The following is a 13,128-nucleotide window of genomic DNA, read 5'->3' on the forward strand; positions in this document are numbered from 1 at the left end:
AATTGTGAAACAGGATATTATATTCTGTTTGAAATCAAAAACGGCATCGTTTTTTCTGGAGATTATTGCCTCAGTGAAAAGGCGATGCCCTTTTTGCACCATTTTTTAGAGGAGGAAAGGTATGCAGGCAGTACTGGAACTTAAAAACATTACGAAGGAATATCCCGGCGTAAAAGCGCTGGACCATATTAGTATCCAGTTTTATCCCGGAGAAGTCCATGCATTGATGGGCGAGAATGGTGCCGGGAAGTCAACCCTGATCAAGACGATATCCGGTGCCGTCAGGCCGAATGCCGGCAGTATATATTTTGAAGGAACGGAATATGGGAATATGACACCGGCACTATCACAAAAGCTGGGAATCGGGGTGATTTATCAGGAATTTAATCTGGTTCCCGAACTTTCGATCGCGGAAAATATATTTCTGGGACAGAAATTGAAGAAGGGACTCACTATAGACAGGAGGCTTATGAACCAGAAAGCGGAAGAGATCATGAAGGAGTTTGGAATTGAGATTGATGTAACCGCCCCTGTAAAAAGCCTGACAGTCGCCTACCAGCAGCTGGTAGAAATCGCAAAGACGATTACGGGGGATGTGAAGGTTCTGATTATGGACGAACCTTCTGCCCCGCTTACGACGAGAGAAATCGAGGCCATGTTTGGCATTGTGAATAAATTGAAGGAAAAAGGCGTGTCAGTCATCTATATTTCCCACAGGATGGAAGAAATCTTCCGCATTTCAGACCGGATTACGATTATGAGGGATGGCCAGTATATCGGTACAAAGCTAACAAAGGAGACGAACCGTCCGGAACTGATCAATATGATGGTAGGCAGGACTCTGGAGGAACAATTCCCGAAAGCTGACAGGGAGATCGGGGAGGTCGCGTTAGAGGTGAAGCACCTGTATACACATGCGCTGCTTAAGGATATCTCTTTTTATGTCAGGAAGGGGGAGATCCTCGGACTGGCCGGGCTTGTGGGGGCAGGAAGGACGGAAACGGCAAGGGCAATTTTCGGGGCAGACCCTATAGCGCAGGGAGAGGTCTGGATTGATGGAAAGAGGGCGGATATCTCGAGCCCGAAGGACGGTATTAAGGAGGGGATTGCCCTGATTCCGGAGGACAGGAAGAAGCATGGTGCACTTCTGGAGATGTCGATCCGTGAAAATGTCTCTTTTATTTCGATCAAGGGTATCTCGAAAGGATCTATTGTCAATCGAAAGAAGGATAAAGACTTATCGAACCAGTTTATCGAGCGTCTGAGAATCAAGACTCCTTCTATGGAACAGCTGACAAAGAATCTGTCAGGCGGGAACCAGCAGAAGGTCGTGCTTGCAAAATCGCTGGCAGGAAAATCTGATATTATCATCTTCGATGAGCCGACAAGGGGAATCGATGTGGGAGCAAAACAGGAAATCTATGTCCTGATGAACGAGCTTGCACGGGAGGGGATGGCAATTATTATGATTTCATCGGAAATGCCGGAGCTGCTAGGCATGTCAGACAGGATCGTGGTTATGCATGAGGGCGAAGTGACGGGAGAACTTTCAAAAGAAGAGGCGACCCAGGCTAAAATTCTGGATCTGGCTTCAGGAAAATAATGCGGGAGGATATCAGATGAAGAACAAAAATATATTAAAGCAGTTCAGCACAGTGATTATTTTGGTCGTGCTGATTGCATTTTTCTCAATCATGACAGATTCATTTTTAGCGGCGAAAAACATTTTCAATATACTCAGGCAGGTCGCGGTGCTCAGTATTTTATCCGTAGGAATGACTTTTGTAATTATTTCCGGCGGAATGGACCTTACGGTAGGGTCCCTTCTTGGGCTGACGGGCGTAATCTGTGCAAAACTTCTGGTTGAAGTAAGGATTGCCCCTGTGCTGGCGATCCTTGTTACACTTCTGGCCGGAGCGGTTTTCGGGACCGTCACGGGTTTTCTGATCGTGCGGCTGAAAGTATCGGCAATCGTCATTACACTCGGTATGATGACAGTTGCGAGGGGGCTTGCTTATATCATTTCGAGCGGACTTCCTATTTATAAAATACCGGAATCTGTCGTAACACTGGGGCAGGGCTACGTGGGCGGAATCCCGGTTCCGGTCATCATTATGCTGGTCATCGTACTCTTCGCAGGCTTTATCCTGAACCGCTCCTATTTTGGACGGTATATTTACGCGATAGGGGGAAATATAGAGGCCGCGCGGCTGGCGGGTGTATCTGTCGATAAGATTACCGTTTCCCTCTATTCGATCAGCGGTTTCCTTGCAGGAATCGCAGGTACCATCCTGATGGCGAGGATCAGCTCCGGCGCCCCGGCTTCTGGTACAGGCATGGAGATTGAGGTCGTGACAGCTGTTGTAATCGGCGGTGTCAGCGTAAACGGTGGAAAAGGGAAGATATCAGGTGCATTCCTCGGAGCCTTAATCATCGGAGTGCTTGGCACAGGACTGACGATTATGAATATCGGTGAGTACTACCAGCAGGTTGTGAAAGGGCTGGTACTAATCCTTGCAGTTGCCTTTGATACATTTTCCAATCGTGAAAAAGTGAAAAAGCTGAAAGCCGATTAAGGAAGCTGGCCGAGGGTTTATTTTTAGAATATGTAAAAGAAAGAGGAGTAGCATGAGAACAATATTATGTTTCGGAGATTCCAATACATATGGACTGAAATCAGATTTACTGACGCGATATCCAAGAGACGTAAGATGGACGGGAGTCCTGCAAAAGAAATTAGGCGAAGATTATTACGTCATAGAAGAAGGCTTGGGCGGCAGGACGACTGTGTGGGATGACCCGGTAGAAGAATATAAAAACGGGAAGAAATACCTGCTTCCCTGTCTGGACAGCCACAAACCGCTGGACCTTGTCATTGTCATGCTGGGAACGAATGATTTAAAGATACGTTTTTCGGTATCGGCATTTGATGTATCGGTGTCTATGGAAAATCTGATACGGACCATCATAAAATCTGACGCAGGAATCGATTTTAAGGCACCGGAGATTCTGCTTGTCACCCCGGTCCCCATCCACAGTGTAAACAATCCGGATCTGGACCAAATGCTGGCTGGTGCGGAGGAGAAAAGCAGGATGCTGGCCCACTACTATGAAGAAATTGCGGGAAAGTACGAGATACATTACCTGAATCCGGATGGGCGGATCGAGATCAACGACACAGACGGTATTCATTATACGGAAAAGGGGCACAGGCAGATGGCTGATATAATAGAAGAAAAAATCAGGGAAATCTTTCCGGAAAATTGAGCCGCTGTGACGGGGGATGCCGGGAATTGATAAAAACAATAAAGTGCGTAAGTTCACCATTGGACTTGCGGACTTTATTTTTGTTTCATACGAAGAAAGTGCGTTCTTATGAAGGAATCGTGATGAATAAACAAAAAAATTAACTAACAGGCTGTAAACTAAGCAGATAAATAATTGATTTTTGGGGAAAATATGAGTATACTGTAGGTATAATGTATACAAGATACAAAGGAGGACGAAGGATGAAACGGATACCTGACCGTGCGGTACAGCCCGCACAGCCTTCTGATGGGCAGGCGCTTAGAGGAACCCGGAAGAGGATAGAATTAAAGGCACTTGCGAAGATCAATCTGGGACTGGATGTTCTCGGGAGAAGGGAGAATGGTTACCATGATGTGCGTATGGTGATGCAGTCCATTTACCTGTATGATGATGTGAAAATTGAGCGGACGAAGAACCCGGGTGTTGAAGTGAGTACGAACCTGTATTTTCTTCCTACGGATGAGAATAATATTGCATACAAGGCAGCTAAAATGTTGATTGAGGAATTTCAGATAAACGAAGGTGTTGTCATTACTCTGGATAAGCATATCCCGGTGGCAGCCGGTATGGCCGGGGGAAGCTCCAATGCGGCAGCGGTACTGTTTGGGATGAATAAGATGTTCGGGCTTGGACTGTCCCAGAAGGAACTGATGGAGAGAGGAGTGAAGCTGGGGGCGGATGTACCGTACTGCATCATGCGCGGGACCGTACTGGCGGAAGGAATTGGGGAGGAACTAACCGTTCTGCCTGCGATGCCGAAATGCACCGTTCTTGTTGCGAAGCCCGCGATCAGTGTTTCTACAAAAGTGGTGTATGAAGCGCTGGATGCAAAAGAGATTGTGGAGCATCCGGACATCGATGCCCTGATTTCCGGTCTGGAGAAGGGCAGCCTGCATGAAGTGGCGGCAGCGATGGGGAATGTTCTGGAGGATGTGACGATCCCCATGTACCCGGTCATCGAAGAGATCAAGAACGAAATGAAGGCACAGGGTGCCCTGAACGCGATGATGAGCGGGAGCGGACCGACCGTTTTCGGGTTGTTTGAGAACAAGGCGCAGGCAAGGAAAGCACAGGATAAGATTAGAGAAAAAGCACTGGCAAAGCAGGTGTATGTGACGAACATACATGGTGCAAGGAGGAACGAATATGGAGCCTAAATTCGAAGTAAATATCAATGAATACCTCCCGCTTCGGGATGTTGTTTTCAATACGCTGAGACAGGCTATCCTGCGGGGAGAACTTAAGCCCGGAGAACGTCTGATGGAGATTCAGCTTGCCAACAAGCTGGGGGTGAGCCGGACACCAATCCGTGAGGCAATCCGCAAGCTGGAGCTGGAAGGCCTCGTCCTGATGATCCCGAGGAAAGGGGCTGAAGTCGCGGAGATTACGGAAAAGAACTTAAGAGATGTTCTGGAGGTCAGGGGGGCGTTGGAAGAACTGGCGATCCGCCTCGCCTGTGACCGGATTGATAAAGAAGGAATCGAGAACCTGAAGCAGGCGGCCAAAGATTTCGAGGGAGTATTGGACAGTGAGGACATTACGCGGATTGCCGAGGCCGATGTGGCATTTCATGACATCATATATCTCGCAACGGACAATGAGAGACTAATCCAGCTGCTGAATAACCTGCGTGAGCAGATGTACCGCTACCGCGTCGAATATCTGAAACAAAAAGAGTGCCACTCAAAGCTTCTGGCAGAACATCAGGACATGATATGTGCAATCGAGCAGGGGGACAGTGACCGTGCAGCCGACATCACAAGCCAGCACATCGAGAACCAGGTAGAGGCAGTAATCGACATCCTGAGGAACAAGAACGAATAAAAAATGAGAATATTCTGAAAACGGAGCGCAAAGGGGTCAGACCCCTTTGAAATTCTCCGCTAAAATATGTTTATATCAATGTATAATTGTATGAGTTCTGTTAATACTTCCTATATCAATCAGATATCAATTAGACGGAGGGAGTTACATATGGACAGAACTTATTATATAGACAGACGCGCAAACAGGATTATTTTAATCCTTGCGGTTATAGTGGCAACATTGATTATGGGATTTATTACATGGCGCATGCAGCTGACGGCCCGGGCGGAGACGCAGGAGCATCTTGCCTCGGAGGTGCTGCGGTTCCACATTCTGGCGAACAGCGACAGTGATGAGGATCAGGCGCTTAAGATGGAGGTCAAGGAACAGGTGCTCGCGTATTTGAAGGATGCGGTGCCCGAAGGCCTTGATGTGGATGAAACGAAGGAATGGATGCGCAGGCATACGGATGATCTGGAGCACATTGCGGCTCTGACAATTGAAAATGAAGGGAAGGACTACACGGTAAGTGCGGCGGTGACGACCTGCTATTTCCCAGATAAGACATATGGGGACGTGACTTTTCCGGCAGGTAATTATGAGGCTCTGCGAATAGAAATCGGCGCTGCCAAAGGGCATAACTGGTGGTGTGTCCTGTATCCGAACCTTTGTTTTTTAGATGCGGCAAATGCGGTCGTACCGGATGAAGGAAAAGAAGAATTGAAGAACGTGCTGACAGAAGATGAGTATTCACAGGTGACGGCACAATCGGACTTTAAGATAAAATGGTATTTTCTGGAGAGCTTAAAATAGGACTCCGGTAACCATACGGAGGGGAAAATGACTGAGTTTTTAGTAAAACGTTTTGTAAAAGATTATGAGAATGTGGAAAAGGTGTCCGTGCGTACAGCTTATGGTGTATTATCCAGTATCGTGGGCATCTTTTGTAATGTTTTTTTATTTGTAGTTAAATTTGTCATCGGGCTTGTCCTGCACAGTGTTGCCGTCACGGCGGATGCATTCAACAACCTGTCGGACGCGGGCTCCTCGGTAATCAGTTTTATTGGTGTGAAAATGGCCGGAAAACCGGCTGATGAGGACCACCCGTTCGGGCATGGCAGGGTGGAGTACATAGCAGCACTTGTAGTGGCATTTCTTGTGCTGGAAGTTGGTTTTACCTTTTTAAAAGATTCATTGTCAAAAATACGGACGCCGGAGATGCTGAATTTCCAACTCGTATCTGTAATTATCCTGCTGCTTTCGATCGGTGTGAAACTGTGGCTGGGCGTTTTCAACAGGAAATTAGGGCAGAAAATAGATTCCAAAGTGATGATGGCTGTCTTTACTGATTCTATGGGAGATGTTATCACAACAGGGGCAACAATTGTTTCTGTCGTATTTTTTGCGCTGACCGGAATCAACATCGATGGATTTGTCGGAGTCGGAGTCGCCCTTGTCGTGATGTGGGCAGGCGTCGGTATCGCGAAGGATACACTGGAGCCTTTAATCGGTGAGGCGGTAGACCCGGACCTTTATACAAAAATTAAGAGGTTTGTTGAAAAGTATGAAGGGATTGAAGGTACGCACGACCTGATCGTACATAATTATGGACCTAACCGTAGCATGGCGTCCATCCATGCGGAAGTTCCGAATAATGTGAATATCGAGATATCACATGAGATCATAGACCGGATAGAAAGAGATGCAATCGACCAGCTGGGGATATTCCTCGTTGTACATATGGACCCGATTGAGACGCAGGACGAAGAGGTACTGAAAATCCGCAGGCAGGTGGAGGGAGCGCTGAACGGACTGGACGCGAACTGCACCATCCATGATTTCAGGCTGGTTGAAGGGCAGGAGCAGATCAATCTGATCTTTGACATGGTTGTTCCGATTACCTACAGCGACAGCCAGAAAAGAGAACTCCATGAAAAACTTGCTACAAGGCTTAGGGAGACGGACTACCGGTATCGCTGCGTAATTACAATGGAGCACACTTTTGTGTCCGGGAAAAACGAAGACTGATGGTTACTGTTTACAGGCATGCCTGTGAACAGTAACGACTGATGAACAGGAAAGAAGGAGAAAGATATGTATTCATTTGACAGCAGAGTAAGATACAGTGAAATAGACCACCGCGGGACACTGACCCTTCCCGGACTCATCAATTATTTTCAGGACTGCAGTACCTTCCAGTCAGAGGACATTGGTCTGGGGCTTGGCGTATTGAAAGAGAGGAAAAAGGCATGGATCCTTTCCTACTGGCAGGTGATCGTGGAGCGTTTCCCGAAGATGGGGGAACAGATCACGGTCGGAACATTTGCCACCGGATTCAAAGGCCTGTATGGTGACCGGAATTTCATCATGAAGGATGAAGCCGGAAACAGAATCGCCTATGCCAACTCTGTCTGGGTGTTTATGGATACTGAGAAGGGACGTCCGGCAAAACCGGGGGAAGAGGATATCGTGCCTTACGGAATGGAGCCGCCGCTTGATATGGAATATGAAGGACGGAAGATTAAACTGCCGGAGACAAGCGAAAGCCTGCCCTCATTTCCAGTCCGCAAATATCATATTGATACAAACGAACACGTGAATAACTGCCAGTACGTCCAGATGGCGCTGGAGATACTGCCGGAGGATATGAAACTGCACCAGCTTCGTGTTGAGTATAAGAAGTCAGCCGTCCTTGGAGATGTCATTTACCCGAAAACGGCATATGAAGCGGACCGGATAGTCGTGGAACTTTGTGACGCAGACGGAAAGCTCTATGCAGTGATAGAATTCAAATAGTGAGAAAAAACCAGCAGCATAACCTGAAGGGGATAAAAAACCCGGAAAGGTTTTGCTGCTTTTTAGCTTATTAACCCGCACATTTGCCGGTTATGAAACGTTAATCATATTGTATGAATAGTTTGGAAATTGCCGTAGGGGTCAGACCCCTTTGCAAAAGGGTCTGCCCCCACGCAATTCCCGCACAATTCCTACAATTAGCAGAAAGGAGGATTTCCCGCGTGTATACAGGTCTGGAGGAGGATTACGACAAGGTTTACCGGTATTGTTATATGAAGCTTCGGCATCGTCAGACTGCAGAAGACATAACGCAGGAAACGTTTCTTCGCTTTCTGGAGGACTGCAATTATAAGGAAACAGGCAGGCGCCTGCCGTTTCTTTATACGATTGCAAGGAATAAGTGCATCGACTACTGCCGTTTGAGAAAAACAGCAGAGCTTACAGAAGATGCGGCATTATATGACTGCGGGAGTCAAAACACGGAGGTTAGGATTGACCTGCAGCGTGCGCTTGGGAAACTGGAGCAGGAGGAACAGGAGCTCATATTCCTACGTTATGTAAATGAAGTTTCTGTGAATGATATCAGCAAAATTCTGAATATTTCCCGTTTTTCCGTGCGTAGGAAAACGCAGAATTGTCTGAAAAAATTAAAATCAATTATGGGAGAGTTTTATTAAACGGCTGTGAAAGGAGGAATCATTATGGACAGGAAATTCAGGGAAGAACTGAAACAAATGTATCAGGCTCCGGACCCTGTGGGAAAGGATGCTTTCCTTCAGGAATTGGAGCAGAAGGCACAGAGAAGCCCGGAAATGTCAGGAATTTCGTTTCTTGGATTTCTGGGATATCAGGTTCCCTACATCAGTATCTGGAACTGGCTGCTTGGGGCATCTGTGTTCGTACTGACTCTTTTAAGTATCCGGTATGCAGATGGGAAAGCCGTCTGGGCTGCGGCATCATTTGTACCGTTTCTGGCACTTGCGGCAGTATCCGAAAGCGGCCGTTCCATGCAGTACGGCATGGACGAACTGGAACTTTCGGCAAGATACTGCCTGAAAACAGTAGTTACTGCAAAGATCTTTATTATGGGGATCAGCAACCTTATTGTGCTGCTGGCGTGTATACTGGCAGTGGAGGCTGGTAACCGGACAGGAATCATTTTGAACGGGATCACGATCATGTTCCCTTATCTGGTAACTGCATTTTTAAATTTATGGATTGTCAGGAAAATACATGGAAAAGAAAGTATTTATGTCTGTCTCGGAGTCTCGGCCATTGTTAGCGGGGCAAATGTCATAAACGGGGTCATAGAACGGTTTGTGCTTTATGATTACCTGGGCACGGCAGGTATGCTGGTTCTGTTTCTGGCAGCAGTGCTGCTGACAGGAAGAGAATGCATCAAATTCATGAGACAATCGGAGGAGTATGTATGGAATTAGTAATCGACAGGCTTACAAAGCAATATTCAAATAAAATCGCCGTGGACCGGGTGTCCATGACCCTGTCGGCAGGCGTATATGGCCTGCTGGGGGCAAACGGGGCGGGAAAAACGACGCTGATGCGTATGATATGCGGGGTGTTAAAACCGACAGACGGGATGGTATCCTTTCAGGGGATGCCCGTATCCTGCGAGGAATACAGGTCGGCCCTGGGATATCTGCCGCAGGATTTCGGGTACTATCCCGACTTTACCGGACTGGATTTCCTCATGTATATGTCCCTTTTAAAAGGGCTGAACAGGCCGTCAGCCCGGAACAGGTGCAGAGAACTTCTGGTGCTGACGGGGCTGGAAGGAATGGAGAAGAAAAAAATCAAGACATATTCCGGCGGCATGAAACAGCGCCTCGGCATCGCCCAGGCACTGCTGAACCGTCCGAAGCTGCTCGTTTTAGACGAGCCGACCGCCGGCCTTGACCCGAAGGAACGGGTACGTTTCCGCAATCTGATTGCGGATCTGGGAAAAGAAAACATCGTCCTGCTTTCGACCCATATTGTATCAGACGTGGAAGAAATCGCCGACAGGATACTGATCATGAAAGAAGGACGGTTAATCTTTAACGGAACAGAGGACGCCATCGGGGAGAAACTGGAAGACTTTTATCTGGAACAATTTGAGGAGGATGGAGATGAGTCATTTTTGGGGACTGACAGGATATGAATATAAGAAACTGCTGAAGAAAAAGATGGTCTGGATTACACTGGGGATCCTGTGTGCAGGTGCCGTGTACGCTGTATTATACCCTTTCTTCAGTATGTCAGTATCCAGCGGAGGAACAACATACACATACGCTGAGATACAGGAAAATGACCGCAACACGGCGAAAGATTTTAACGGGAAAAAGATTGACGGCAGCATGATGAAGGAACTAGACAGAAGGGATCAGTCGGCAGACCGTGACGTGCCGGACGATATGAGGGTTTTCGCCATATCAATCGGGTCGAATGGAGCCATAAATTATCAGGAAGACAGAATTTTTGATTTCAAAGAGGATATTTACGGGATCAGAAACCAGGTACTTGAGAACCGCTGGGAGGCCGGACATTTATCCGAGGGGGAAATCAAAGAGCTGAGGAAGAAAAATGAGAACCTTAAAACGCCTTTCACCTATCATTATGCGGCGGGCTATAAGAATATCATCAATCTCGCGGATATCATCGCTATCATGCAGACACTGTTCATTGCCATATGTATACCGTTGATTTTTTCGGAAGAACACAACAGGAAAACGGCACAGATTTCACTGTGTACAAAATACGGGAAAAATGTATTGTTCGGGGCGAAGATATTTACTGGGATTTCATTTTCAGTCATAACAACAATAGCCTTGTTTCTCTGTATACTAATACCGGCAGCGGCGTGTTATGGGACAGAAGGAATCCGTACACAGGTACAGGTGTTTTACCCCTTCCTTTCATGGGATTTAAACATGGGGGAAATGCTGCTGGTCCTGCTTGGATTATGGATTGCGGCGGCGGTTCTGCAGAGTGCCTTTGTTATGTTTCTTGCTGAGAAATGCAGGAACAACACGGTGCCGATGGCGGTCATGGTGGGGATACTGATATTTACGTCATTCTTCAATATACCTGCACAGCATAAAATATTAGCCCAGATATGGGCATATGTTCCCGTAAACATGATGAGACTGCCGGATGCATTCGGGGACATGATGATATCCGCATTCGGAAAATATTACGGCGTATGGCAGTCCGCACCTTTATTTTACCTTATTCTCAGTGCGACTGCAGTTTTTGCAGGCAGCAGAGTCTACCGCGGATTTCAGGTAAAAGAAAAATAGGGGCTACCTTCTGCGGATAATCTGGATCATAAAATACGCCATCGGACCAAACACCATAAGCAGTGATACGGCTGTAAACCAGACGGGCAGCGGCCTGGCGAAGGAACTGTTTATCGTAATGAATGAAAAAGTAAGCACTATAACGAATCTTAATGTGACAATCATATTTTTCAGGAGGGCGTAAATCCGGTACTTGTTTTCGGATGTGATCGTTACCCCGGTATTCCATACTTCGGGATGCTGTTCTAAAGCACCGATAAAAAGATACAGTAAGACAGACGCGACAGGGCAGAATAGAAGTTCATATTTGCCGCCCCAGCGGTCGATTTCGCCGGCACCGTTGAAGTGTGCCGGTATCCGGTCCGGGAACTGCCCCCATCTGATGATGAGATATACAAATGTTCCGATCAGTATAATCCGGGACAGAATAGTCAGGAGTCTGTGGTATCTGGTTGTGGGAACTTCGATGTTTTTTTTCATAAAGAATACCACCTTTCGAATAAAATGCTTAAAAATTGCAACAGATATAACTTCATTATATATTCAGGACCGGAATAGTCAATAAATCCGTGGAAAATAATTGCTAATTCCCCGGATTCACGTTATACTTACAGAGTATCGGACTAAGCGGTAACAAAAAGGAGATTTATGAATGAAGTTAGGTGAAAAGCAGATATTAACTGTTGTAAAAAAAGTAGATTTCGGAGTATATCTGGGGAGTGACGAAGAGCGTGTCCTGCTCCCGAAAAAACAGGTGCCGGAGGACATTGAGGCAGGTGACCCGATAGAGGTCTTTTTATACAGGGATTCAGACGACAGGATGATTGCGACAACACATGAGCCGAAGATTATGCTCGGACAGCTGGCGGTTCTGGATGTTGTGGATGTAGGAAAACTGGGGGCGTTTCTTGACTGGGGGCTGGAGAAGGATCTGTTCCTGCCGTTCAAGGAACAGACCGCGAAAGTGCAGAAAGGGGACAAGTGCCTTGTTTCTCTTTATATTGACAAGAGCAGCCGCCTTTGCGCGACGATGAAAGTATATCACATACTTTCAACAGATTCCCCTTATAAAAAGGATGACAAAGTAAGTGGGATTATTTACGATACCAGCGATGAATTCGGCGTATTCGTAGCAGTTGACAGCCAGTACTCTGCGCTGATCCCAAAGAAGGAAGCGTATGGCAGCCTGAAGGTGGGAAGCGTGGTTGAGGCGCGCGTGAGTGCGGTGAAGGAAGACGGAAAGCTGGACTTAAGTATCCGCGGCAAGATCCCGGAGCAGATGGACAAGGACGCACAGTATATCATGAACGTGATGAAAAGCTACGACGGAGAACTTCCGTTTACAGACAAAGCGGACCCGGAGCGGATCAAAGAAGAATTTGGCATGAGCAAGGCTGCATTCAAGCGTGCGGTAGGGCGCCTGCTGAAAGCCGGCAAGATTGAAATTCTGGAAAAAACCATCCGAATTCGTTAAAAATTCTTGCAATCCCCTTGAAATAAGATATAATAGGGGAGTAAGACGTAGTAGATTGAAAGGAGACTGAGTAAAATGAAAGTACAGAATATTACAGACATAGAGGCATTTTTCAAGGTAGTTGACGCTTGTAAAGGAAGAGTAGAATTAGTGACAGGTGAAGGAGACAGACTGAACCTGAAGTCAAAGCTTTCTCAGTATGTTTCTATGGCAAACATCTTCTCTAACGGCGAGATCCCGGAGCTGGAGATCATCGCATATGAAAAAGAAGATACAGACAAACTGATTGGTTTCATGATCAACGGCGGACAATAAGATCAGGTTGCACATAGGTAAAAGAAGCATATAAGGGCAGTCTCTGAGGGGACCGCCCTTTTTATCATTATAGATAGTTACTGTTCACACCTTTCGGGCGTGCACGGTAAGACTCCCGCCGCGGCAGACGGC

15 protein-coding genes are annotated in these 13,128 nt (G+C 46.9%); 14 read left to right on the plus strand and 1 reads right to left on the minus strand.

Annotation, left to right across the window (positions count from 1 at the left end; all coding sequences use genetic code 11):
- The first annotated feature begins 121 nt into the window (after positions 1-121).
- From ABIN22_RS05030 to ABIN22_RS05085, 12 genes are all read left to right on the plus strand, one after another.
- Complete coding sequence (locus ABIN22_RS05030; protein ID WP_346907059.1) at positions 122-1,603, plus strand: sugar ABC transporter ATP-binding protein; 1,482 nt, start codon at positions 122-124, stop codon at positions 1,601-1,603.
- Positions 1,604-1,619: 16 nt separating this feature from the next.
- Positions 1,620-2,576: an ABC transporter permease gene (locus ABIN22_RS05035; protein ID WP_346907061.1), complete on the plus strand. Its 957-nt coding sequence runs from the start codon at positions 1,620-1,622 to the stop codon at positions 2,574-2,576.
- A gap of 52 nt (positions 2,577-2,628) precedes the next feature.
- A complete protein-coding gene (locus ABIN22_RS05040) occupies positions 2,629-3,267 on the plus strand; it encodes an SGNH/GDSL hydrolase family protein (RefSeq protein WP_118620948.1) in 639 nt (212 codons plus the stop codon).
- A 242-nt stretch (positions 3,268-3,509) separates the two neighbouring features.
- Positions 3,510-4,466 (plus strand): 4-(cytidine 5'-diphospho)-2-C-methyl-D-erythritol kinase, encoded by a 957-nt coding sequence (ispE, locus tag ABIN22_RS05045; RefSeq protein WP_346907063.1) that lies wholly within the window; start codon positions 3,510-3,512, stop codon positions 4,464-4,466.
- Positions 4,456-5,133 (plus strand): GntR family transcriptional regulator, encoded by a 678-nt coding sequence (locus ABIN22_RS05050; protein ID WP_109730000.1) that lies wholly within the window; start codon positions 4,456-4,458, stop codon positions 5,131-5,133. The genes ispE and ABIN22_RS05050 overlap by 11 nt, the downstream gene beginning before the upstream one ends.
- A 150-nt stretch (positions 5,134-5,283) precedes the next feature.
- Positions 5,284-5,928, plus strand: coding sequence for a stage II sporulation protein R (gene spoIIR / locus ABIN22_RS05055; protein ID WP_242995949.1), 645 nt, complete (start codon positions 5,284-5,286; stop codon positions 5,926-5,928).
- Positions 5,929-5,955: 27 nt separating this feature from the next.
- Complete coding sequence (locus tag ABIN22_RS05060; RefSeq protein WP_346907065.1) at positions 5,956-7,143, plus strand: cation diffusion facilitator family transporter; 1,188 nt, start codon at positions 5,956-5,958, stop codon at positions 7,141-7,143.
- A gap of 66 nt (positions 7,144-7,209) precedes the next feature.
- Complete coding sequence (locus ABIN22_RS05065) at positions 7,210-7,911, plus strand: acyl-[acyl-carrier-protein] thioesterase (RefSeq protein WP_346907067.1); 702 nt, start codon at positions 7,210-7,212, stop codon at positions 7,909-7,911.
- Between the two features lie 221 nt (positions 7,912-8,132).
- On the plus strand, positions 8,133-8,588 hold the full coding sequence (locus ABIN22_RS05070) for an RNA polymerase sigma factor (RefSeq protein ID WP_346907069.1): 456 nt from the start codon (positions 8,133-8,135) through the stop codon (positions 8,586-8,588).
- Positions 8,589-8,612: 24 nt separating this feature from the next.
- Positions 8,613-9,350 carry a hypothetical protein gene (locus ABIN22_RS05075; RefSeq protein WP_346907071.1) on the plus strand — a complete coding sequence of 246 codons (738 nt, stop codon included), beginning with the start codon at positions 8,613-8,615 and terminating at the stop codon, positions 9,348-9,350.
- Positions 9,341-10,069, plus strand: a complete 729-nt coding sequence (locus tag ABIN22_RS05080; protein ID WP_118620944.1) for an ABC transporter ATP-binding protein — start codon at positions 9,341-9,343, stop codon at positions 10,067-10,069. Before ABIN22_RS05075 ends, ABIN22_RS05080 begins: the two co-directional genes overlap by 10 nt.
- The gene (locus tag ABIN22_RS05085; protein WP_346907073.1) at positions 10,038-11,207 is read left to right on the plus strand and encodes a hypothetical protein; all 1,170 of its coding nucleotides are present in this window, start codon (positions 10,038-10,040) and stop codon (positions 11,205-11,207) included. Before ABIN22_RS05080 ends, ABIN22_RS05085 begins: the two co-directional genes overlap by 32 nt.
- 3 nt (positions 11,208-11,210) lie before the next feature.
- On the opposite strand, the gene ABIN22_RS05090 is transcribed toward ABIN22_RS05085, so the two are convergent.
- Entirely contained in the window at positions 11,211-11,687 is a 477-nt protein-coding gene (locus tag ABIN22_RS05090; RefSeq protein ID WP_109730007.1) for a DUF1648 domain-containing protein, read from the minus strand.
- 172 nt (positions 11,688-11,859) lie between these two features.
- On the opposite strand from ABIN22_RS05090, the gene ABIN22_RS05095 reads away from it, so the two are divergent.
- Positions 11,860-12,681: a CvfB family protein gene (locus tag ABIN22_RS05095; RefSeq protein WP_346907075.1), complete on the plus strand. Its 822-nt coding sequence runs from the start codon at positions 11,860-11,862 to the stop codon at positions 12,679-12,681.
- A gap of 75 nt (positions 12,682-12,756) precedes the next feature.
- Entirely contained in the window at positions 12,757-12,996 is a 240-nt protein-coding gene (locus ABIN22_RS05100; RefSeq protein ID WP_109730009.1) for a polya polymerase, read from the plus strand.
- Positions 12,997-13,128: the final 132 nt, after the last annotated feature.

The sequence above is a fragment of the Faecalicatena orotica genome, from assembly GCF_905197545.1.
Lineage (GTDB): Bacteria > Bacillota > Clostridia > Lachnospirales > Lachnospiraceae > Faecalicatena_A > Faecalicatena_A orotica.